19 protein-coding genes are annotated in these 23,332 nt (G+C 63.2%); 12 read left to right on the top strand and 7 right to left on the bottom strand.

Features of this window, described 5'->3' with window-relative positions; all coding sequences use genetic code 11:
• Positions 1-23 precede the first annotated feature (23 nt).
• Positions 24-1,613, bottom strand: a complete 1,590-nt coding sequence (gene garD, locus B0G82_RS32405) for a galactarate dehydratase (protein ID WP_121310263.1) — start codon at positions 1,611-1,613, stop codon at positions 24-26.
• A 226-nt stretch (positions 1,614-1,839) separates the two neighbouring features.
• Between garD and kdgD the strand changes: the two genes are divergently transcribed.
• The 3 genes from kdgD (at position 1,840) to B0G82_RS32390 (ending at position 5,280) form a co-directional block, all read left to right on the top strand.
• Positions 1,840-2,757: a 5-dehydro-4-deoxyglucarate dehydratase gene (gene kdgD, locus B0G82_RS32400; protein WP_116121300.1), complete on the top strand. Its 918-nt coding sequence runs from the start codon at positions 1,840-1,842 to the stop codon at positions 2,755-2,757.
• A 225-nt stretch (positions 2,758-2,982) separates the two neighbouring features.
• Positions 2,983-4,335 (top strand): MFS transporter, encoded by a 1,353-nt coding sequence (locus B0G82_RS32395; RefSeq protein WP_121310262.1) that lies wholly within the window; start codon positions 2,983-2,985, stop codon positions 4,333-4,335.
• 201 nt (positions 4,336-4,536) lie between these two features.
• Positions 4,537-5,280, top strand: coding sequence for a FadR/GntR family transcriptional regulator (locus B0G82_RS32390; RefSeq protein ID WP_106280579.1), 744 nt, complete (start codon positions 4,537-4,539; stop codon positions 5,278-5,280).
• Positions 5,281-5,361: 81 nt separating this feature from the next.
• Here B0G82_RS32390 and B0G82_RS32385 read toward each other — a convergent pair whose 3' ends face one another.
• Positions 5,362-6,945, bottom strand: a complete 1,584-nt coding sequence (locus B0G82_RS32385; RefSeq protein WP_121310261.1) for an aldehyde dehydrogenase (NADP(+)) — start codon at positions 6,943-6,945, stop codon at positions 5,362-5,364.
• Positions 6,946-7,168: 223 nt separating this feature from the next.
• Between B0G82_RS32385 and garL the strand changes: the two genes are divergently transcribed.
• The 3 genes from garL to B0G82_RS32370 all read left to right on the top strand — a co-directional run bounded on the left by garL (position 7,169) and on the right by B0G82_RS32370 (position 11,148).
• Positions 7,169-7,969, top strand: coding sequence for a 2-dehydro-3-deoxyglucarate aldolase (gene garL, locus B0G82_RS32380; RefSeq protein ID WP_121310260.1), 801 nt, complete (start codon positions 7,169-7,171; stop codon positions 7,967-7,969).
• A 31-nt stretch (positions 7,970-8,000) separates the two neighbouring features.
• Positions 8,001-8,894, top strand: coding sequence for a 2-hydroxy-3-oxopropionate reductase (locus tag B0G82_RS32375; RefSeq protein WP_181916807.1), 894 nt, complete (start codon positions 8,001-8,003; stop codon positions 8,892-8,894).
• Between the two features lie 238 nt (positions 8,895-9,132).
• Positions 9,133-11,148, top strand: coding sequence for a glycoside hydrolase family 28 protein (locus tag B0G82_RS32370; protein ID WP_121310259.1), 2,016 nt, complete (start codon positions 9,133-9,135; stop codon positions 11,146-11,148).
• A gap of 167 nt (positions 11,149-11,315) precedes the next feature.
• Here the strand turns inward: B0G82_RS32370 and B0G82_RS32365 are convergent, their stop codons facing one another.
• Together B0G82_RS32365 and B0G82_RS32360 are read right to left on the bottom strand one after the other, a co-directional pair.
• A complete protein-coding gene (locus B0G82_RS32365) occupies positions 11,316-12,608 on the bottom strand; it encodes an MFS transporter (RefSeq protein ID WP_116144115.1) in 1,293 nt (430 codons plus the stop codon).
• Between the two features lie 29 nt (positions 12,609-12,637).
• Entirely contained in the window at positions 12,638-13,474 is an 837-nt protein-coding gene (locus tag B0G82_RS32360) for an NAD(P)-dependent oxidoreductase (protein WP_121310258.1), read from the bottom strand.
• Positions 13,475-13,864: 390 nt separating this feature from the next.
• Here B0G82_RS32360 and B0G82_RS32355 point away from each other — a divergent pair, with 390 nt between their 5' ends.
• Entirely contained in the window at positions 13,865-14,407 is a 543-nt protein-coding gene (locus tag B0G82_RS32355; protein ID WP_121310257.1) for a DUF2867 domain-containing protein, read from the top strand.
• Between the two features lie 122 nt (positions 14,408-14,529).
• Here B0G82_RS32355 and B0G82_RS32350 read toward each other — a convergent pair whose 3' ends face one another.
• Positions 14,530-15,351 (bottom strand): alpha/beta hydrolase, encoded by an 822-nt coding sequence (locus B0G82_RS32350; RefSeq protein ID WP_121310256.1) that lies wholly within the window; start codon positions 15,349-15,351, stop codon positions 14,530-14,532.
• 314 nt (positions 15,352-15,665) lie between these two features.
• Complete coding sequence (locus B0G82_RS32345; protein WP_147308696.1) at positions 15,666-15,950, bottom strand: hypothetical protein; 285 nt, start codon at positions 15,948-15,950, stop codon at positions 15,666-15,668.
• Between the two features lie 171 nt (positions 15,951-16,121).
• On the opposite strand from B0G82_RS32345, the gene B0G82_RS32335 reads away from it, so the two are divergent.
• The 4 genes from B0G82_RS32335 to B0G82_RS32320 all read left to right on the top strand — a co-directional run bounded on the left by B0G82_RS32335 (position 16,122) and on the right by B0G82_RS32320 (position 19,876).
• Entirely contained in the window at positions 16,122-17,546 is a 1,425-nt protein-coding gene (locus tag B0G82_RS32335; RefSeq protein ID WP_121310255.1) for a cytochrome ubiquinol oxidase subunit I, read from the top strand.
• A 40-nt stretch (positions 17,547-17,586) separates the two neighbouring features.
• Positions 17,587-18,591 (top strand): cytochrome d ubiquinol oxidase subunit II, encoded by a 1,005-nt coding sequence (gene cydB / locus B0G82_RS32330; protein WP_121310254.1) that lies wholly within the window; start codon positions 17,587-17,589, stop codon positions 18,589-18,591.
• Positions 18,566-18,775 carry a hypothetical protein gene (locus B0G82_RS32325; RefSeq protein WP_116144098.1) on the top strand — a complete coding sequence of 70 codons (210 nt, stop codon included), beginning with the start codon at positions 18,566-18,568 and terminating at the stop codon, positions 18,773-18,775. The genes cydB and B0G82_RS32325 overlap by 26 nt, the downstream gene beginning before the upstream one ends.
• 330 nt (positions 18,776-19,105) lie before the next feature.
• Positions 19,106-19,876: a response regulator transcription factor gene (locus B0G82_RS32320; protein ID WP_116121285.1), complete on the top strand. Its 771-nt coding sequence runs from the start codon at positions 19,106-19,108 to the stop codon at positions 19,874-19,876.
• Between the two features lie 158 nt (positions 19,877-20,034).
• Here the strand turns inward: B0G82_RS32320 and B0G82_RS32315 are convergent, their stop codons facing one another.
• Positions 20,035-22,014 (bottom strand): hybrid sensor histidine kinase/response regulator, encoded by a 1,980-nt coding sequence (locus tag B0G82_RS32315; protein WP_121310253.1) that lies wholly within the window; start codon positions 22,012-22,014, stop codon positions 20,035-20,037.
• 366 nt (positions 22,015-22,380) lie between these two features.
• Here B0G82_RS32315 and B0G82_RS32310 point away from each other — a divergent pair, with 366 nt between their 5' ends.
• On the top strand, positions 22,381-23,172 hold the full coding sequence (locus tag B0G82_RS32310) for a hypothetical protein (protein ID WP_116144092.1): 792 nt from the start codon (positions 22,381-22,383) through the stop codon (positions 23,170-23,172).
• Positions 23,173-23,332: the final 160 nt, after the last annotated feature.

The following is a 23,332-nucleotide window of genomic DNA, read 5'->3' as shown; positions in this document are numbered from 1 at the left end:
ATCGAGCAAGGCAGCCGGATCAGTCAGGTCACCGGCGCCGGATTGAACAGCGTCAACGCATTGTGGAGCTTGAGCTTTTCCGCGCAAGTCTCTTTGCGGCCGCTGGCGACGTCGAGCATCAGACGGAACAGTTCCCAGCCCACTTCTTCGATCGTCGCCGCGCCGGTCGCGATCGTACCGGCGTTGATGTCCATCAGGTCATGCCAGCGGCGCGCCAGATCCGAGCGCGTCGCGACCTTGATGACCGGCACTTCGGCGAGGCTGTACGGCGTGCCGCGGCCGGTGGTGAACACATGCAGGTTGATACCCGCCGCGACCTGCAGCGTACCGCAAATGAAATCGCTAGCCGGCGTGGCCGCGTAAATCAGGCCTTTCTGTTTGACCTTCTCGCCCGGCGACAGCACGCCGGAAATCGCCGAGTTGCCCGACTTGATGATCGAGCCCATCGCCTTTTCGACGATGTTCGACAAGCCGCCCTTCTTGTTGCCCGGCGTGGTGTTGGCGCTACGGTCCGCGCCGCCGCGCTTCAGATAATCGTCGTACCACTGCATTTCGCGGATGATCGCCGCGGCGACCTCCGGGTTGGCCGCGCGCGCCGTCAGTTGATCGACGCCGTCGCGCACTTCGGTGACTTCGGAGAACATGACCGTGGCGCCGGCTCGCACGAGCAAATCGGTCGCGTAACCCACCGCGGGATTCGCGGTGAGACCGGAGAATGCATCGCTGCCGCCGCACTGCACGCCGATCACGAGATCAGACGCGGGACACGTCTCTCGGCGGCGATTGTTCAAACGCTTCAGATGACCGTCGGCCATTCGCATGATCGACTCGATCATCGACTGGAAGCCGACGTGCGATTCATCCTGCAGCACGACGACGTCGCCATTCAGATCCGCCTCGATATCGCCGATGTCCGCGACCTCGGCCACGTTCGCGGCCGAGGCGATCGGAATCGTGCCGGGCGGCATCAGGCGCTCGGGCTGCAGCTTCTCGCAACCGAGGCTGACCATCATCACCTCGCCGCCGAAATTCGGATTCAGGCTGATGTTGCGCACGGTACGTATCGGCACCATCGCGTCGGGCGCGTCGATCGCGACGCCGCAACCGTAGGTGTGGCCGAGGCTCACCACGTCGTCGACATTCGGATAGTTCGGCAGCAGCTCGGCCTTGATGCGCGCCACCGCGTGTTGAACCACGTCGGCCACGCATTGCACCGTAGTCGTGATGGCGAGAATGTTGCGCGAACCGACCGAGCCGTCCGCGTTGCGATAGCCCTCGAACGTGTAGCCCTCGAGCGGCGGCATCTCCGGCGCCTTGATCGTGGCAATCGGCAAATCCTCCAGTCCGGGCGGGCTCGGCATGCGGATCACGTGTTCGTTGATCCAGCTGCCTTTCGGCAGCGCCTTCAGCGCATAGCCGATCACCACGTTATAGCGGATGACCTCGTCGCCCTCGGCCAGGTCGGCCAGCGCGACCTTGTGGCCCTGTGGTACACGCTCGCGCAGCGCCAGACCATCGGGGAAGACGGCGCCCTCACCCAGACCGCCGTCGTTGACGACGATCGCGACGTTGTCGTTGGGGTGAACGCGAATGTAGAGCGGAGATTGTTCCATTGCCTCGATCCTTATGGCGGCGTACGCCTGCTGCGCCAAACTATTCATACGTCATCCTACAACATGAAAGATTGCGCGGACGTTCCGTATTTACCCTAGGGCAGGCATTATGCCGTGAAAACACCGTTGAGTTAGCCGATTTGTTGTTGTACGATGACGTATAAGAAATCTCAATTCCTACTTAATTGAGCTTCCACGAACCTTTCCGACGCTCTGGATACTTATCATGACGACACCGCAGGAACTGAAGCAGATCGTTTCCGAAGGCCTCCTGTCCTTCCCGGTCACCGACTTCGACGAACAAGGCGATTTCCGCGCCGATACCTATGCTGAGCGCCTCGAATGGCTCGCGCCTTACGGCGCTTCGGCACTGTTCGTCGCCGGCGGCACGGGTGAGTTCTTCTCGCTGACGCACACCGACTATTCGAACGTCGTGAAAACGGCCACCGAAGTCTGCAAAGGCAAGGTGCCGATTCTGGCCGGCGCGGGCGGCCCGACGCGCGTCGCGATCGCCTACGCACAGGAAGCCGAGCGTCATGGCGCGAACGGCATTCTGTTGATGCCGCATTACCTGACGGAAGCCTGCCAGGAAGGCATCGCCGCGCACGCCGAAGAAGTCTGCAAGTCCGTGCCGAACATGGGCGTGATCATTTACAACCGCGCGAATTCCAAGCTTAACGCCGATATGCTCGAAGGTCTGGCCGAACGCTGCCCGAACCTGATCGGCTTCAAGGACGGCGTGGGCGAGATCGAGAACATGGTGTCGATCCGCCGCCGTCTCGGCGAGCGCTTTTCGTATCTCGGCGGCCTGCCGACCGCTGAAGTCTATGCCGCGGCGTACAAGGCGCTGGGCGTGCCGGTGTACTCGTCGGCGGTGTTCAACTTCATTCCGAAGACCGCAATGGACTTCTACCGCGCGATCGCCGCAGACGACCACGCGACCGTGGGCAAGCTGATCGACGAGTTCTTCCTGCCATATCTGGCGATCCGCAACCGCCGCGCAGGCTACGCGGTCAGCATCGTCAAGGCCGGCGCGAAGCTGGTCGGCCACAGCGCCGGCCCGGTCCGCGCACCGCTGACCGATCTGACGGAAGAAGAAATGAGCAAGCTGGACGCGCTCATCAAGTCGCTCGGCCCGCAGTAATCGGATTGGCGTAACCGGATTGACGTAACCGCGGCAGTCGACACCCGGCGGCCGCGCGAACGATGACCGCATGAACGGCACCGCAAAGAGCGCCCGGGACGGCAACGTCGCCGGGCCTTTTTGTACCGCCGCACGAGCACGTATCGACAGGCCCGCGGCTGCATAGTGCGGTCTCGCTGCCAGGGAGGAGTCCGCTCCCGTGCATAAGAAATTCAGGAGATGACCATGGAAATGAGCCGCACCGCGAGTGCCGCCCACGTCGCAAAGCGCACCCGAGTCCGCTACGCAATCCTGTTGCTGATCTTTCTGATCACAACCTTCAACTATGCGGACCGCGCCACGCTGTCGGTGACCGGCTCGGCCATGCGCGCCGAGTTCGGCTTCGACGCGATCCGCATGGGCTACATTTTCTCCGCGTTCAGTTGGGCCTACGTGCTCTCGCAACTGCCGGCCGGCTGGTTGCTGGATCGCTTCGGTGCACGGCGCGTTTACGCGGCGAGTATCTTCTTCTGGTCGCTCTTCACTTTGCTGCAAAGCTCGATCGGTCTGCTGGGCAGCGCGGCAGCCGCCGTCACCGCGCTGTTCGCGCTGCGCTTCGCGATGGGCGCGGCCGAGTCGCCGGCGTTTCCCGCCAATGCGAAAGTGGTGGCGAGCTGGTTCCCGACCAACGAACGCGGCACGGCGTCGGCCATTTTCAATTCGGCGCAATACTTCGCCGCCGTGGTGTTCACGCCGCTGATGGCGTGGCTCACGCACGCGTTCGGCTGGCACATGGTCTATGTCGTCATGGGCGTGATGGGACTTCTGCTCGCGCTCACGTGGCTGAAGGTGATGAAGAATCCCGCTGATCATCCGCGTGTTTCGCGTTCAGAACTGGAGTACATCGAGCAAGGCGGCGGCGTGGTCAACGGCCAGAAAACAACCCGCCCGGCCGGCAGGATCGAGCACACCGGCGGCTGGTCTCTGGTTCGCCAACTGCTCAGCAACCGTATGCTGCTGGGCGTCTATCTCGCGCAGTACTGCATCAACGTGCTGACCTACTTCTTCCTGACGTGGTTTCCGATCTACCTCGTGCAGGCGCGCGGCATGACGATTCTGCAAGCGGGCCTGGTCGCCTCGCTGCCGGCGATCTGCGGATTCTCCGGCGGTGTGCTCGGCGGCATTCTCTCCGACGGGCTGATCCGCCGCGGTCATTCGCTGACCGTGGCGCGCAAGGTGCCGATTGTCGGGGGCATGCTGCTGTCGGTGTGCATCATCGGCTGCAATTATGTGTCGACCGACTGGGTCGTCGTCGCGCTCATGTCGCTTGCGTTCTTCGGCAAAGGCATCGGCGCGCTCGGCTGGGCGGTCGTCGCCGATACATCGCCGCGGGAAGCGCTCGGTCTCTCGGGCGCGATCTTCAATATGTTCGGCAACGTCGCCGGTATCGTGACGCCGATCGTGATCGGCTATCTCGTGGCGAAGACCGGCTCGTTCAACGGCGCGCTGGTGTTCGTGGGCGTCAACGCCCTGCTCACGGTGTTCAGCTATCTCGTGATCGTGAAAGACATCAAGCGGGTCGAACTGCGGCCGAGCTGATCGCGTAGCGGTTATCGTACTTCCCCTGCGGACGGCGAAATGAGCGTTGCGGCAGGGTAAAACGCAGACGGGAAAGGATTCCGGCGCGGTATCGGACGCCGGTCCGCAAAATGATATGGCGTGGTTATAATCAGTCGTCAGACGACGGTATAATGAAACGCATGAAGTGTCTGCAACTATCTGATTCAAGGGGCGTTTTCGATGGCTACACCACTGGCATCCGCGGCACCGCCACGACGCGCGCGTAATCTTGCCGAGTTCGTCGTCAGCTACGTCACCGAGCAAATTGCGTCCAACGCCTTGAAGCCCGGCGACAAACTGCCTACCGAATCGCAACTCATGGTCACGCTGAGCGTCAGCCGCACCGTGATTCGCGAGGCGATTTCGCGCTTGCAGGCGGGCAAGATCATCGAGACGCGGCACGGCATCGGCAGCTTCGTGCTGGAGCCGCAGCGCGAAAAGCTGGGCATCGACATGGTCCCCGCCACCACCTTGCGCGACGTGTTGTCCATCCTCGAACTGCGCATCAGCCTGGAAACGGAGTGCGCGGGTCTCGCGGCCCAGCGCGCCAAGCCGGACGACCTCGCCCGCATGCGCACCGCGCTCGACGCGATCGAAGCTACGCGCCACAACGGGCTGGACAGCGTGGACGCCGATCTGCAGTTTCATATCTCGGTGGCGCGCGCCACCGGCAACCGCTATTTCGTCGACATCCTCACGCAGATGGGCAGCGCGCTGATTCCGCGCAACCGGCTCGATTCGGCGGGTATTGCGCGCGCGGAGCCGGATGCGTATCTGTCGCTCGTCAACCTCGAGCACGAAAGCATTCTCGAAGCGATCTCGCGACATGATGCAGAAGGCGCGCGCGCGGCGATGCGAATGCATCTGTCCAATAGCCGCGAGCGCTTGCGGCGGGCGAATGAAGCTGCTGAAGCGAATAGCTGAGTCGGTTCATTCAGTTACACGCCAATGAAAATGGCCGGGATCGCTCCCGGCCATTTTTCATTTCACTGGACCACCCGCCACTTAGCTGCGCGTGATCTCGCCATCGCGACGACGCCACAGATCCAGCGGGTTGCTGTCGGTCAGCGCTTCCGGCAGCAGATCGGCCGGGAAATCCTGGTAGCACACCGGACGCAGGAAACGCTCGATCGACGTCGTGCCAACCGAAGTCGCGCGGCTATCGGACGTAGCCGGGAACGGGCCGCCGTGCACCATCGCGTGCGACACCTCGACGCCCGTCGGAAAACCGTTCACCAGAATCCGCCCGGCCTTGCGTTCGAGAATCGGCACCAGCTTTTTCGCCGACGCCAGATCGGCACTGTCCATCTGCACCGTGGCCGTCAACTGGCCGTCGAAGTACTCGGCGACCGCCAGCATTTCCTGTTCGTCCTTGCAACGCACGATAGTGGACGCCGGGCCGAACACTTCGTCTTCCAGCGCCGGCGTGGCGAGGAACGTCTGCGCATCGGTCACGAACAGCGCCGCGCGCGCCTGGGTCGGGCCGGTCGTATCGGCACCGCGAGCCACGGCTTCGACGCCCTTGATCGCGGCCAGCTTGCCCTCGCCTTCTTCATAGGCCGCGCAGATGCCCGACGTCAGCATGGTCTGCGCGGGCTTACCGCTCAGCGCGTCGGACGCCGTTGCGACGAACGTCTTGAGCGCGTCGCTGTCGACGGCAATCGCGAGGCCCGGGTTGGTACAGAACTGACCGGCGCCAAGCACGAGCGAATCGACGAAGCCGCGCGCGATGCTCTCGCCGCGCGCCGCCAGCGCATTCGACAGCAGAAACACGGGGTTGATGCTGCTCATTTCCGCATAGACCGGAATCGGCTCGGCACGCGCCGCCGCCACGCGCATCAGCGACGTGCCGCCCGCGCGCGAACCGGTGAAGCCGACCGCCTTGATCGCCGGATGCGCGACCAGCGCCTCGCCGACGGAATTGCCCGCGCCGACGATCATCGAGAACACGCCTTCAGGCAAGTCCATTTCCTGCGCGACCCGCTGGATCACGCGGCCGACCATCTCCGAGGTGCCGAGGTGAGCGCGGTGCGCCTTCACCACCACTGGGCAGCCGGCCGCGAGCGCGGCCGCCGTGTCGCCGCCCGCCACCGAAAACGCGAGCGGGAAATTGCTGGCGCCGAACACCGCGACCGGGCCGAGCGGAATCTTCTGCATGCGCAGGTCCGAGCGCGGCAACGGCTTGCGCTCCGGCAGCGGCGAATCGAGCGTGGCGGCGAGCCACTGGCCGGCGCGCACGACTTGCGCAAACAGCTTGAGCTGGCCAGTGGTTCGGCCGCGTTCGCCTTCGAGACGCGCCTTCGGCAGACCCGATTCCTGGTGCGCGCGTTCGATCAGCGCATCGCCCAAAGCCGTGATGCCGTCGGCGATACGCTCCAGGAACTCCGCGCGCACCGTGAGCGGCAGTTGACGGTACGGATCGAACGCTTGCTGCGCCAACTCACACGCCTGTCCGACGAGCGCCGCCGAGCCGCTGCCGAAAACCGGCTCCGCGATATCGGATCCCGTGGCAGGATTGAACGCATGCAATGGTTTTTCCTCGCCGCGCACCGCTTTGCGGCCGATCAGCATTTCGCCGGTAATTGTCATTTGCTTTCCTTGAGTGAAGGCCTAAGATATAGGTCATCCTACAACATTGTGAGGCGTGCGCGCAACCTGAAACGCTTGCCTGGCGAGGAATTCGGGTTAACGTGACCGTTACAATCGGCGAGGCCGGTGCTAACCTGCAATCAAGACATACGACGACCTATAACTCATGTTGAGCCGTCTTTCGGAGCTTGCCCAATCCATTGTCGCTTGAGGAAACCCGCCCATGCCCGCCGTCACACCTTACCAGCCCTTACCCAATAGTTTCCGCCGGGCAGTCTGCGGCGGCGAAACCCTGATCGGCTGCTGGGCATCGCTCGCCAGCCCGATCGTCACTGAACTGCTCGGCATTGTCGGTTTCGACTGGATGCTGCTGGACGCCGAGCACGCGCCGAACGACGTGCTCACGCTGATTCCTCAACTGATGGCGCTCAAAGACAGCGCCAGCGCGCCGGTCGTGCGGCCGCCCGCCAACGACAGCGTGTTCATCAAGCGGCTCCTCGACAGCGGCTTCTCGAATTTTCTGGTGCCGTTCGTGGAAAGCGCCGACGACGCGGCCCGCGCCGTTGCCGCCACGCGCTACCCGCCGCAGGGCATTCGCGGCGTGTCGGTGAGTCATCGCGGCAACCACTATGCGACCGTGCCCGACTACTTTAGCGTCGCCAACGACAACGTCTGCGTGATCGTGCAGATAGAAAGCCGCAAGGCTGTGGATGCGATCGACGAGATTCTCGCCGTGGACGGCGTGGACGCCGTGTTCGTCGGCCCGTCCGACCTCGCGGCCGCTTACGGCCAACTCGGCAACGCGAATCATCCGGACGTGCAGGCGGCGATCGCGCACGTGTTCGAACGCGCGCGGGCCGCGGGCAAGCCGAGTGGCATCCTCGCCCCGGTGCAGGCCGACGCCGAGCGCTATATTTCCATGGGCTGCCGCGTCGTCGCGGTGTGCGCGGATATGGGGCTGCTGAAAGGCGCCGCGCAGACGGTTCAGAAACACTTCATGCAGAAACAGGCGGGCCAGCAGTAACCGGGCCGCCATGACATCTTCGGAGCATTCCATGCAAAAAGCAGGCTTTATCGGACTCGGCATCATGGGCAAGCCCATGGCCGCCAACCTTCTCAAGAACGGCGTCGCGCTGGCGGCGTTCACGCGCAGCGGCGTGCCCGACGATCTCGTCCAGGCAGGCGCCGTCGCGTGCGACAGCCCCGCCGCAGTCGGCGCGCAGGCCGACGTGATTTTCATCATGGTGCCGGATACACCTGATGTCGAACGCGTGCTGTTCGGCGAACAGGGTCTCGCGAGCGTGTTGCGCGCGGGACAAACCGTCGTCGACATGAGCTCGATTTCGCCGATGGCCACGCGTGAGTTCGCGGCCCGCGTGCGCGAGAGCGGCGCGGACTATCTGGATGCGCCGGTTTCCGGTGGCGAAGTCGGCGCCAAGGCCGGCTCGCTGACCATCATGGTGGGCGGCGAAACCGCGACCTTCGATGCCGTCAAGCCGCTCTTCGACATGATGGGCAAGAACGTCACGCTGATCGGCGGCGTCGGCGCCGGCCAAGTATGCAAGGTGGCCAACCAGGTGATCGTCGCCGCGACGATCGAGGCTGTGGGCGAAGCGCTGCTGCTCGCCTCCAAGGCCGGCGTCGATCCGGCGCGCGTGCGTGAAGCGCTGATGGGCGGCTTCGCGTCGTCGCGCATTCTCGAAGTGCACGGCGAACGCATGACTAAACGCACTTTCGATCCGGGCTTCCGCATCGAACTGCATCAGAAGGATCTGAACCTCGCGCTCTCGACCGCGCAATCGCTCGGCGTGTCCCTGCCGAATACCGCCACCTGCCAGGCCCTCTTCAACGCTTGCGTCGCGCACGGCGGCAAGGCGTGGGACCACTCGGCAATGGTGCGCGCGCTCGAATTCCTCGCCGATCACGAGATTGGCCAGAAAACCGCTTAGGCCGCACGCCGTTGTTTGATGCGCCGCTCCGCTTGCCGTGAAAGATAGGCAAGCAGCGGCGCATTCGTGCGTTCACCCCTCTGCCGTGAGTTGACAAAAGTTGCGCCGTTTTTATCGGCAGAGTTTTTTTACAAATATTAAGGATGCCTTACGTAAACAAACGGCTTTGACGAACTGCCCTGCATCCCAAAAGTAGCAACGATTACTGATAACGCCCGCAAAGGGCAAGGAGACACCCGTGGCAAACCTGAATAAAACCAGCGACAAGCGGGCAGCATCGAAAACGCCCGGTCAGGCTGAACCGAATTCGCCCGCTCGCCGCGCGTTTATCGTGCTGGCGGGTACATCAGCGGGGGCGACGCTGCTCGGCGGCCTGTCCGCTTGCGGCGGCTCCGTCAGCGGCGGGACATCCACGCCGCCGGTCGTGCAGGATCCAATCTGGGGCACCTCGGGCGCCGCGACACAGATCATCGCGTCCTTGCAAGGCATCAACCAGTCGATGTTTCCCACCCGCGACTTCCTCGTCACGCAGTACGGCGCCGCACCATGCGCCGTCGTCGCCGCGACCAATCCGTACACAGGCTCAGCGTCGGCCGCGAGCCCTGGTTCGAACCAGACCAACGCCGCCGCTTCGTTCGACTCGCGCCCCGCGTTTCTCGCTGCAATCCAGGCCTGCAACGCCGCGGGCGGCGGACGCGTGGTCGTGCCGGCCGGCACCTGGTACTGCGCCGGACCGATCGTGCTGCTGAGCAACGTGAACTTCCACCTCAGCGCGAATTGCACGATCTATTTCAGCCCGAACCCGGCCGACTACGCGAAGGACGGCCCGGTCGCGTGCGGCGCCAACGGCAATCTGTTCTATAGCCGCTGGCAGGCAAACGATTGCCTGAACTACGGCTCGCCGGTGTACGCGCGCAACCAGACCAACATCGCGCTGACCGGCGAAGACGCGACCTCGGTGCTCAACGGACAAGCCATGACGCCGTTCGCCGGCAGCGGCAATACCGCCACGTGCTGGTGGACCTTCAAGGGATCGAATGGCGCGTACGGTTGCGTCAATTCGTCGACGCCGTCACAGGTGTATCTCAATCCGAAGAACGTCGACCTGAAAACCGCCGCACCGGGCATTTCCGATGCGCTGTATGCGCAACTAACCAGTCCCACGACACCCTGGCAGGAGGATCAGAACTACCTGCCCGCGCTCTCCGAAGCCGGCGTGCCTATCGCGCAGCGAGTCTTCGGCGTGGGCCACTATCTGCGTCCGTGCATGGTCGAGTTCATCGGCTGCACGAATGTGTTGATGGAGAACTACTGCACCAACAACACGCCGTTCTGGCAGCATCATCCGACCGATTGCAAGAACGTCGTGATTCGCGGCGTGACGACCAACAGCATCGGCCCGAATAACGACGGCTTCGATCCGGACGCGTGCGACAACGTGCTGTGCGACAGCGTCACGTTCAACACCGGCGACGACTGCATCGCAATCAAGTCGGGCAAGGATCTGGATACGCAATACGGCTCTGCACAGAATCACGTGATCCAGAACTGCATCATGAACAGCGGCCACGGCGGCATCACGCTCGGCAGCGAAATGGGCGGCGGCGTGCAAAACATCTACGCCCGCAATCTGCAGATGCTCAATCAGAACTGGGCGACCAATCCGCTGAACATCGCGATTCGCATCAAGACGAACATGAATCGCGGCGGCTTCGTGAAGAACTTCTATGTCGATACCGTCACGCTGCCGAACGGCGTCAGCCTGAAAGGCGCGGGTTACGGCAGCGCGTTGCTGAGCGGCAGCCCGATCAACGCCACGGTGCCGCTCGGCGTCGTGACGGCGAGCGCGGCCAATCCGTCGGCGGCACAGGGCGGCCTGATCACGTTCGACTGCGACTATCAGCCGGCCAACGACGCCATTCGAATCCGGCCGGCAGTCGTGCAGAACGTGAACATTTCGAACGTGAAGGCGAGCAACGTGACGCTTAACGGCGTGACCGGCTCGTGCTTCCAGGCGATCGTCGCGCAAGGGCCCGTCGCGTTCGACTACAACGGCGCGGCCCCGGCGCCGACCATTCCGCCGATTACCGGCGTGACGATCTCGAACTGCAATCTGGGCACTGCCGTTTCGGCCGGACCCGCGAGCGCGACCACGCCCGGGCCGATCTACGCGTACAACGTGAACGGCATTACGTTGAACAATGTGGTGATCGGCGCGACGACCTATAACACGACGGTGGTTGATAAGCGGTAAACGGTAAGCGGTTGAACGGCTGGGCGAAGCGCGAGCTTCGTCCAGCCGTGATGACTGAAACAACGCAGTGAACAAGAGCAAAAAAATGGCGACGCCCGAAAGCGCCGCCATTTTCATTTCCCGATTCGCTCGATCAGCGTCCGGAATTCATCGTCACTTAACGCGCCTCACTTGGCCGCCGCACTCGCCGGCGTCCAGCGCGGCTCAGGCGTCTTGTCGGCGCTTTTCGCCAGCAGACACACAACCGCAGCCGCGATGATATCGAACACCGCCAGCACGACGAACAGCGGGCTGTAGCCGACCTGCGTAACCAGCACGCCGAACAGCGCCGTGAACGCAGCCGCGCCCAGGTAGCCGGCCATGCCGCCCATGCCGGTCGCGGTCGCGACTTCGTTCTTGCCGAACATGTCCGACGTGATCGCGTACAAGGCACCCGACAAGGTCTGATGCGCGAACCCGCCGACGCACAGCAGTGCCACCGCCACATAAGGACTCGCCACTAGGCCCACGCAAGCCGGTCCGATCATGAACAGCGCGCCCACCACGAACACCATTTTCCGCGACGTGAACAACGACACCTTCGCGTACTTGTGAAACAGCGGGCTAAGGTAGCCGCCCAGCACGCAGCCAATGTCGGCTGCGAGAAAAGGCATCCATGCATATAGCGCGACTTCCTTCAGATTCATGTGACGCTCGGTCATCATGTACAGCGGAATCCACGCATTGAAGGTCTGCCAGGCCGGCTCGGACAGAATGCGCGGAATGCCGATCGCCCAGAAGTCGCGGCTGCCAAGCATGGCGAGCCAGTTGCGCTTGGCGGCGCCCGCGTCGCTGTGCTTCGCTTCCTGACCGCTCAGAATGTAGTCGCGTTCGGCGTCGCCTAGCAGCTTCTGATTGCGCGGATGCTTATAGAGCGCCATCCACAGCAAGCTCCACACGATCCCGGCCACGCCGACTATCACGAAAGCCAACTGCCACTCGCCATGCAGCAACGCCCACACCACCAGCGGCGGCGCCAGCAACGCGCCGATCGACGACCCGATGTTGAACCAGCCGATCGCGACCGAGCGCTCCTTGGCCGGGAACCACTCGCTCGTCGCCTTGACGCCGGCCGGAATGCCGGCCGCCTCGGCAATGCCGAGCAGGCCGCGGAAGAACGCGAGGCTGCGCCAGCCCGTCGACCACGCCGCCGCAGCGCATGCCAGCGACCAGGCGAGCGCGAACGCCGCGAAGCCGATCTTGGTGCCGACCGTGTCGAGCAGGAAGCCCGCGACCGGCTGCATGAATGCATAGCAAAGCTGCCACGCCACGACCACGTGCGCATACTGCTCGGTAGTGATGTGGAGGTCTTTCATCAACGTCGGCGCCGCGACTGACAGCGTATTGCGCGCGAGGTAATTGATAATGAGCCCGGCCGCGACCAGACTGACCATCCACCAGCGGATGCCCTTGATTTTCATTGCTGCGTCTCCTCGTAATCCTGAACGGCTTAAACAGGCCGCGTGGCGGAAGCGCTCGAGCCGTCCGGAGCGGTGTCATCGCGCGAATAATCGATACCCACGAAGCTGCCGCCCTGGAAGCGCTGGCCCAGCGCGTCGAGCGGATTCGGACGCGCAAGGATTTCCTCGGCGTAGACCTCGGCATCCTGCGTCGGCTGATAGCCCAGACGTTCGGCGCCGCTGTTGTCCCACCAGCTGCGTGTGTTGGCCGACACGCCCCAGATGGTCAGGAAGCCGACGTTCTCCGCTTCGACGCAACGATCGAGAAAATGCAGCAGATCGCGATGACCGAACCAGGTGCTCAGGTGCCGAGGCTCGGTCGGGCGTTCGAGACAACTGCCGATGCGCACGCAAACACTCTCGATGCCGTGCTTGTCCCAATACATTCTGGCGAGCGCTTCGCCCCACACTTTGCTCAGTCCGTAGAAACCGTCCGGGCGCAGTTCGCAGTCGAGGCTCAGATGCTCGGTGACCGGGTACATGCCGATCGCGTGATTGGAACTCGCGAACACGATGCGCTTCACACCTTGCCGGCGCGCGCCTTCGTATACTTCGACGAGTCCGCGCAGATTGTTTTCGATGATCTCGGGCAGCGGACGCTCCACACTCGTCCCCGCGAAATGGATCAGGACGTCGACGCCTTCCAGCAGACGATCCACGACCGCCGGATCGCGCAGGTCGCCGTGCATCACGTCCTCGCCATCCACGAGCGGCACAAGGGCCTTCGAGCCCGCCGCCGAACGCAACGGCGTGCCGCGCCCGACCAACGCGGCGCGTACCACCGAGCCTAGCTGGCCGCCGGCTCCACTGAGAGCAATCTTCTTCATAAGCTTCCTTTCCTGCGCCGCGCGCGATCGAACTTGGGTACAGCACTCACTTCTGTCATCACGGCAGTGTCTGCCGGTTCAGCGTTAGTTGTACGATAACGTACTATCGACGATGCGAGACCGGATTTCAATTAGGCACTTACCCTTATGCTGGCTTGCACAAACCTAGCTTCTCCTTACTAAACAAAGAAATACACTCCGACAATTCATGCGACATCGTATGACCAAACCGAGTTTTTACGCAGATGCACGACGTGAACAACCGCGCCGCCCGCTCCACGCAGACGCGCGCAATCACGTAGACTTGATGCGTTTTCGTTCGAGCCGATCCGCCGCCAAGACCCGGCGCGCCGCCCCTCTTCGATTCATCATTTAGCGCCGCACGTCACCATGCTCACTGCCCACTGTCCAGTGCAACCCGTTGCCGTGCCGGCTGAATCAGGCGTCGCGCGTTTCTACGACGCGCCGGACCTGGCCGACGCATACGCCGTCCGCTTGCCCGAGAACGCCATCGACGATCCGGAATTGCTCGCGCGCTTCGTCTTCACGCATCAGGCGGGATGGGTCGCGAAACTGATGAGCGTGCGCGATGCGATCGTCGCGCGTGCCGGCTTGAAGACTGCGAGGCAGTTACGCAGCATCAAGGATCCGGCTGCCGCGAGGGAGCGCCTCGACATCTTCAGGATCTACACGCGTAGCGCGCACGAGATCATTCTCGGCGAAAACGACCGTCATCTCGACTTCCGGGTTTCAGTGCTGCAGCAGACCCGCAGCACGCGCGAAGGCAGTTCGCGCTATCTGATCCTGTCGACCGTCGTGCATTGCCACAATCGACTCGGCCGTTTCTATATTCTCGCGATTGCGCCGTTCCACCGGCTGGTGGTGCGCTCGTCGTTGCAACGAGCCGCGCGGATCGGCTGGCCGACCGCCTGAAACGGCTCGAACCCCGCGGGCGCGAAGGGCTGCGGGGTTCAGGTTCGAGTGCGACCGGGCGCGCGTGCCTGCCCGCGGCCCGCCACACTCGCGGCATCAATACAAATCACCGCATCACCGCATCACGACCCGATAAATTCCAGCAGGTCACCGTTCACCTTGGCGGCCTCGACGGTGCACATGCCGTGCTGGCCACCCGGATAGACCTTCAGCGCGGCGTTCTTCACGATCTTCGCGGTCAGACGGCCGGCTGCATCGATCGGCACGATCTGGTCGTCATCGCCGTGCAGCACCAGGGTCGGCACGTCGATCTTCTTCAGGTCTTCGGTGTAGTCGACTTCGGAGAACTGCTTGATGCAGTCGTACAGCCCCTTGATCGAGCCGGCCATGCCCTGGACCCAGAATGAATCGATCACGCCTTGCGACACCTTCGCGCCCGGACGGTTGTAGCCGTAGAACGGCAGCGCGAGATCCTTGAAGAACTGCGAGCGGTCGTCTTCGACACCTTTGCGGATGCCGTCGAACACGTCGATTGGCGTACCGTTCGGATTGCTCCCGGTCTTCAGCATCAACGGCGGCACCGCGCCGATCAGCACGGCCTTCGCGACGCGTTGCGTGCCATGCCGGCCGATGTAATGCGCGACTTCGCCGCCGCCTGTCGAATGCCCGACGAGCGTGGCGTCCCGCAGATCGAGGTGGTCGATCAGCGCCGCGAGATCGTCGGCGTAGGTGTCCATGTCGTTGCCGTCCCACGTCTGCTCCGAGCGGCCATGCCCGCGCCGGTCATGCGCGATCACGCGAAAGCCCTTGCTGCCGAGAAACAGCATCTGCGCGTCCCAGGCGTCCGCGCTCAACGGCCAGCCGTGCGAAAAGACGACCGGGCGGCCCTTGCCCCAGTCCTTGTAGAAAATGCTCGTACCGTCTTTCGTCTTGATCGTGCTCATCTGCTGACTCCTTGTAGTTGAAGTCTGCCGTTGCCGGCAGGTGGATGATGCGTGGCTTCTCGAAGCATTCGCGCGGCTCGCGACACGACGCCCATTCAGGCACGACATGCCCTGCACCACATCTGGATAACGGATTCGCGACGCGCCGGGCCGGGCCGTTCGGCTGGTCGGTACGTCGGCTATGACTATTCGAAGCGGATAACGGGAAAAAATACTGGACTGGCTATACGGCGTGCACGCGCAACTAGCATGCGCTGTTTTGAAAAAAGCTGCCGTCTGGCTGCCTCCATGGTATGGGCAAACGGGCTTGATGGCTAGCCGCCGCGCGCATGGAAAGTCGGTTCGGACGGAGCGATTGTCGGTTGATGACGAGCAAATCCCGATTTGCCGAACATCGCCTTGCCGATCGAATCGCTGCGCAAAGTCGTGGCTGCCGCGGGAAACACTGCAGCCGCGTCAGAAGCGTAGAACCCGCCGCGCGACAATGCTGCAGCGCGGTCGATTGCCGCAGTTGCGCAGCCAAAGTGAGCAACCGCCCGCATACTGCTCAGCGATGCGATCAGAAAAACTTGATATTCATCAACGGTTTGCCGTCCCAAAAAAGAAAATCACCATAAAACAAGGTGGTTTTTTGACGCACGTCGCGTCGCAGCACAAAACTCGACCATCCCCTACTCTTGCGCCATCTGCCCAGCGCAGTGCGCACCGACAACGGTCGACGCGCGTAGTCCGCCCTCACGGACCCCACGCACTTCAAGTACGTCACGCTCATGAACTCCGCTCTATCGGCATTCGATCTTGCCCGCATCCAGTTTGCGTTCACCGTCTCTTTCCACATCGTTTTTCCGGCGCTCAGCATCGGCCTCGCCAGCTTCATCGCCGTCCTCGAATGGCGCTGGCTGAAAACCCGCAAGGCGTACTACAAAGACCTTTGCCTGTTCTGGTCGAAGATCTTCGCGGTGGCCTTCGGCATGGGCGTGGTTTCCGGCGTCGTGATGAGCTATCAGTTCGGCACCAACTGGTCGGGCTTCTCCAGTTTCGCCGGCCCCGTCACCGGCCCGCTGTTGATGTACGAAGTGATGACCGCGTTCTTCCTCGAAGCGGGATTCCTCGGCATCATGCTGTTCGGCTGGCAGCGCGTGAGTCCGCGCGCCCACTTCGGTGCCACGCTGATGGTGGCGATCGGCACGCTGATCTCGACCTTCTGGATTCTCGCCTCCAATAGCTGGATGCAAACGCCGCAAGGCTTCGAAGTCGTGAACGGCCGCGTCGTGCCGCTCGACTGGTTCAAGATCGTGTTCAATCCGTCGTTCCCATACCGGCTCGCGCATATGGCGCTCGCGGCGTTCATCGTCGCCGCGCTGGTGGTGTCGGCGGTCGGCGCGTGGCATCTGCTGCGCGGACGGCGCGATCCGGCCGTCAAGAAAATGTTCTCGATGGCGCTCTGGCTGCTGCTGATTCTCACGCCGGTCCAGGCATTCGTCGGCGATCAGCATGGGTTGAACACGCGCAAATATCAGCCCGCCAAGATCGCGGCGATCGAAGGTCTGTGGGACACCGAAAAAGGCGGCACCGCGCTAAACCTGTTCGGCATTCCCGACATGCAGGCCGAAACCACGCGCTATGCCGTCTCGATTCCGCATCTCGGCAGCCTGATCCTCACGCATAGCTGGGACGGCGAAATTCGCGGTCTCAAGGAATTTCCGCCGCAAGACCGGCCCAACTCGACGGTGGTGTTCTGGAGTTTTCGCATCATGGCCGGCCTCGGCGTGCTGATGATCGTGATGTCAGTCGCGGCGTGGGTGCTGCGCCGCCGTGGACGCCTCTTCGAATCGAAGTGGTTCCAGCGCGTTGCCGTGGCAATGGGACCGACGGGTTTCATCACGCTGCTGGCCGGCTGGGTCACCACCGAAGCGGGCCGCCAACCGTGGGTCGTGTACGGCGTGATGCGCACCTCGCAGGCCGTCTCGCCGCTCACCACGCAGCAGGTCGGCATTTCGCTGATGACTTTCGTGGTCGTGTACTTCCTCGTGTTCGGCACAGGCGTCTACTACATGCTCAAGCTGATGCGCGCGGGTCCGGCTCTGCCCGGACACACGCCGCACGACGCGCCGGAGCGCCTGCCGGAGCGCTCGCCAAACGAGACCGCGCGCCGACCGCTTTCCGCCGCCGATCACATGATCGACGCCGCCTGAACCACCCTGCTTCATCAGCTACTTGCGATAGAGAAAGAACATGGACGTAACCGTAGTGTGGGCCGCGATCATCGCGCTGGGCCTTTTCATGTATGTGGTGCTGGACGGCTTCGATCTGGGCATCGGCATCGTCTTCCCGTTCTTCCCCGATGAAAAGGAACGCGACCTGATGATGAACACCGTCGCGCCGGTGTGGGACGGCAACGAAACCTGGCTGGTGCTCGGCGGCGCGGGTCTGTTCGCCGTGTTTCCCGCGGTCTATTCGACCGTGCTGTCCGCACTGTATCTGCCGCTGATCTTCATGCTCGTATGTCTGATCTTTCGCGGCGTGTCGTTCGAGATTCGCGCCAAGGCGAATCGCACGAAGCATTTGTGGGATCTGGCGTTCATCGGCGGCTCGGCGGGCGCGACGTTCTTTCAGGGCATTGCGCTGGGCGCGTTCCTGCAAGGCATTCCCGTAGTCGATGGCGCATATGCCGGCGACGCCTTCGGCTGGCTCACGCCGTTCAGCCTGCTCACGGGCCTCGGACTCGTGGTCACGTATGCGCTGCTCGGCTGCTGCTGGCTGGTGGCGAAGACCGAAGGCGATCTGCAACGCCGGCTGCATCGCGTGGTCTGGCCGCTGACCGTCGTACTGCTCGGCTTCGTCGCGATGGTCAGCCTGTGGACGCCGCTGCAGGATCCGAATATCGCGCAACGCTGGTTCCACGAAGGCCTGTTCTACCGTCTGCTGCCGGTGCCGTTCCTCGTGGCGGTCGCGGCATTCCTCATGCATCGCGCGGTGCGCGAGCGGCATCACAACACGCCGTTCGCGCTCGCGCTGCTGCTGGTGCTGCTCGGCTACGCGGGGCTGCTGGTGAGCTTGTGGCCGTATGCGATTCCGTCGAGCATGACGCTCTGGGAAGCGGCCGCGCCGCGCTCGAGCCAGATGTTCACGCTGGCCGGCGCGGCGGTGATTCTGCCGATCATCATCGCCTACACGACGATGGGTTATTGGGTATTTCGCGGCAAGGTGCGTCATGGCGACCAACATCACTATCACTAAGCAGACAAACTCCGGCACGACTCACGGCGCATCGACAGCATCGACAGCAGCGGCGACAACGGCGCGCAAACTGCCGGGCTGGCTCTGGTTCATCGCGCTGTGGTGCTTCGGCGTGGGCTCGGCGATGTCGCTCGGATTCGCATTCAAGATTCTGATGAATGCGACGTTATTTGCAGTCAAATAGAGACTGCTTCAGCGCGCTTCGATCCGGCGCGCATAACCTTCGGAATCCTTGATGGATGCCTTCAAAAAAGGGCCGTTCCGCTCGTCTACCATGCAAGCCGGAACCTATGCGCGGGAGACCTGCCTTACAGATCATGTGGCGCATCGGATCAGTCGGCGATTTAACGAATATACGGTTATATAAGCGGCCGCCGGAAGGTGCGCCGCGCCACCGATCAGGCATATGATCGCGGGGTGGGCGGCAAATGATGCGATTCACGAGGCTAGAAGTAAAACGAGACCCTATAACGGCGGTAGCCCACATCGGGCAGGCCCGACTCGCGGAGACATCATGAAGTTTCTTGTAGCCGACGACCATGAACTGATCCGGCAAGGTGTCAAAGGCATGCTGCGCGGCCTCGATCCCGACGCCCAGTTCGACGAAGCCGACAACTGGGAGACGCTTGCCCTGCTTGCGCGTCCCGACGCCGATCACGATCTCGCCATTGTCGATCTGCATATGCCGGGCATGAGCGGCGCTTCATCGCTCGAAGTGCTGTTGAAGGCGAATCCGGCGCTCCCGCTCGTCGTTCTCTCCGCCGAAGAATCGCCCGACGAAATGCGCGCGGTGCTGGCCGCCGGTGCGCTCGGTTTCGTGCCGAAGCGCCAGCCCGCCAGCGTCATGCTCAAGGCGATCGAACTGGTGCTCTCAGGCGGTGCCTATGTGCCGATGGAAGCGCTCAGCCTGCTGGGCTCGCGCGACGCGCAGGCCGCGCCCGCGCGTGCCGAAGCGCTCGCCGAACCGGCGCCGCAGCATGCGGCTCCCGTCGGCGCGCACGCACCCAGCCAGGGCGGCGCCACGCTCACCGAACCACTGACGCAAATCCAGGCGTTGCAGCCGCACCAGCAGCATCTGCTGGAGAATCTGTCGCCGCGTCAGCAGGACATCATGCGGCTCGTGCATCGTGGCTGGACCAACAAGATGATCGCGCGCGACCTGGGCGTTGCGGAAGGCACGGTGAAAGTGCATCTGTCGGTGATCTTCCGGGCACTCGGTGTGCATAACCGGTCGACGGCGATCGCCGTCATCAATGGCTGGCTGGAAGCCGGGAAAACCTTGTAGCGCGAGATCCGCAGGCGGCGGGCGCGCCGCCCTGTGCAGCAGGCTCGCCTTACTTTGCGGTTCGCCTGTCCTTTTTGCTGCGCGCCTCTCCTTCTGCGCGCCTCTCTTCCGCCGTGCGCCTCTCTTCTGCCGTGCGCCTTTGCTTCCCCTGCGCGCCTCTACTTCTGCGGTTCCCTTTGCGACTGGGTGCTTCGGATCAAAATGCTTTGCGGCTCGCTCTTCGATCCCATTCTCGCGTCTCCTTGCGCCGCGCTCCCAGCAGCCGCCATCGCGCCATGCATCACCTGGCCGCTCGCTTCATTTCCCGCTTCATCTACCGCTTCACGTCCCGTTTGACCCACGCGTAATGCCAGCGCCGCAGCGGCCCGCCCCTTGTCCAGTTCGGCCTGCTGCCACAGCATCTCCAGCGTGCGCCGCAAGCGCGCCGGCGTAACCGGTTTGTGAAGCACCGGAATCCCCTGCAAGGCGAGCGCCGCCAGTTCGGCCGACGCCATGTCGCCCGTGATCAGCAGCGTCACCACGTTGTCGTGCCCCGCGCGCGCGAGCATGTTGCGCACGGCAGTGAGCGCCTGCGCACCGGTCCGGTGATTCGCCAACTGGTAGTCGCACAGCACGGCATCCGGCACGAAGCCGCCTTCGAGCGCCGCGAGCGCATTGGCTTCGTCGCGCGCGCCGAGCACACTGCAACCCCACCGGCCCAGCAGACTGACGAGGCCTTCGAGAATCGACGGATCGTCGTCGATGCACAGCACGTGCCGCCCTTGCGCCGACGGACCGCCGGCCACGGCTTCGTTCAGGCTCGCCACGATGCCGCCGGGGTCGCCTGCCTGCACCGGAAAGCGGAACACCGACCCGCGGCCCGGCGCCGAGCGCAGTTGCAACTCGCCGCCGAGCATCTCGACCAGCCGCTTCACCGTCGGCAAGCCGAGGCCGTGCCCCTGGCGCGCGTCGCGTTGCGGATTGGCGACCTGATAGAACTCCTCGAAAATGCGCGCGTGTTCCTCCGCGGGAATGCCGATGCCCGAGTCGCGCACTTCGATAAAGCCGCCCGTCTGCCGCCCGGCGCGGCGCAAGCCCAACCAGATCGCGCCGTCTTCGGTGTAGCGCACCGCGTTCGACAGCAGATTGCTCAGCACGCGTTCGAGCAGCACCGGATCGTCGTGCACCACCATCGCGGTCGGCGCGATGCGCAACGCCAGCCCTTTGGCGGCCGCCTGCGGACGGTACTGGCTGCCGACCCGCTCGAACAGTTCGGACAGCCGGAAATGCAGCCGGATCACCTGGGTCACGCCGCTTTCGAGCCGCGCCAGATCGAGCACCTGGTTGAACAACTGGTTCAATGCCTCGACGTTGTAGACGATGTGCTCGGCGGTTTTCGCGTGCTGCACGGGCGTCGCCGCCGCGTCGTTCAGCGAGGCCGCGAGCAGGCCGATCGCATGCAGCGGCTGGCGCAAGTCGTGGCTGGCGGCCGCAAAAAAGCGCGTCTTGGCGAGACTCGCTTCTTCGGCCACCCGTTTTTGCGCGGCCAGCGATTCCGCCAGGTACTGCTGATCGACGCGCGCCTGCACGACCTGCTGGAACAGCTTGCGATAACTCAGCGCGTAGACGTTGATCGCGCAGAAGAAAAACGCGAGGACGATGGCGAGCAGCGTGCGGTCGAACGTATGCGTGCCGAAATGCATGACGATCGAAGGAAACAGCAGAAACGGAATCGAGGTCGAGAAATTCAGCAGGTCGAAGCCATTCGACATGAACACGCCGGCGGCCAGCGTGACGAGCATGACCGTGTGCAGCAGCGGCAGGTCGGACTGCGGACTCTGGAACGCGAACCACACCGCGATGCCCGGCCCGCTGTAGAGCAGCATGCCCCGCACTGCGTGAAGAATGATCCAGCCGCGCGGCGAGACGAGTTGCGGGTAACGGCGGTTGACGAGCCACAGCGCGAGGCTGGCGCAATTGGCCGCGGCATAGAAACCGAAGCACGCGATAAAGAGCGGCGGCGACGGTATGTTCGGCCAGTAAATCGACACCAGCACCGCGATCGAAAACCAGTGCGAAAAGAAAGCAATCGGATCTTGCGCGTACAGCACGCGCACCAGGTCTTCGTCGATGGCACGCTGGATCGGGTCGGCCCGCATCACGCGGTCTCCTCGGACTCGGCAAATTCGGTTATGTGGATCGAAGCGCGGCGACGCAAGCGGCGCAAGCCGCATCGGACACTTCGGATACGGCGTGGCTCTACGTCTGCGATGCAACTGCGTAGCCGCAGTGCGATGCAATTTTCCAGTGCAAGCCCGTTTTACTTCAGACGAATAAGATGCACTTTGTCGGATGGTTTACCCGGCAGTTTACCCATCAGCTACCACTTAATCCATATAGGCGAAGCCGCCGCCGGAAACCATACTGGTTTCACATTCCAGCGCGGCCTCAAAGCTTCAACATCCACACCCCGCCGGCAGTTCAGGCTCACCGCGCTCCTTGCCTTTCCCCTTATGGAGGTTTTCATGGGCGCAGTTCCGAGCCACGAGTTCGTCCGCAATCTCGACGATGCAATCCTGCCGGATTTGTGGCGCCGGCGCACCCGGTTGTCCGGCGACGAAATGGTGTCGATGGTCGAACTGGTCAAGCGGGCTTTGCGGACCTATCACCCGCTCGAACTGCAGGCGCTCGGCGAGGACAAGGAAGAACTGGTCGCCCAGTTCATCTACGCGAAGGTGCTGCGTCTCGCGCCCGGCCATACTGAAACCCACGCCTGCGCCGACAGCGCGCCGTCCAACGGCTACGCATTGTGCGCGTATTTCCGCCGCTACCTGATCGACTGCCTGCGCAGCGCCGGCCATCAGCGCAACGTATCGATGGAAAACGACGGCATGGCGCAGGAAATCGATCTGCACGCGCAGGCGCTGGAAGATCCGGTGGAAAGCGTGCTGCTGCAATACGGCCTCGACGAACAGCGCGTGCGGCTCTCGGCGCGCGCCTTTATCGAAAGCCTCGACGAACCGGAGCGGATCGTGCTGGCCGGCAGCCTCGGCTGGTGCTCGGAAGGCAAAGGCGGTCTGTCGGCAGTCGCAGCGCAGCATCGTGTGCCCTCGTATCACTATCGCGCCGTCAAGCTCGGCGTCACCATGAAGAAGACGGCTGGCGCCGAGGATTTTTCGAATACGAAGATCGGCCGCTGGCTCACGGACGCGCTCGGCATCGAGATCGAGGTCGACAATCGCCCGGCGATCCTGCTGGCGCTGAACCTGCTCGCCGCCGAATCGAGCGACAGCGAAATGAATGAAGCGGCCGCGTAATAGCACGCGGCCGTGCGCCCGCTGGGCCTCGGCACCCTCTCACGACGTCCCGGACGCGGCACAGCCGGCCCGCGCGCCACCTACGATGCGCCTTTTTTTGTGAGCGCGCACCGCCTAGGATAAAAAAGCTGTCGCCGCACGCCGTCTTGCTTCCGAAGTC

It is taken from the genome of Paraburkholderia sp. BL17N1 (assembly GCF_003634175.1).
Taxonomy (GTDB): Bacteria; Pseudomonadota; Gammaproteobacteria; order Burkholderiales; family Burkholderiaceae; genus Paraburkholderia.
The sequence above is the reverse complement of the archived record's forward strand: the minus strand, read 5'-3'. Positions and strand labels throughout refer to the sequence as shown.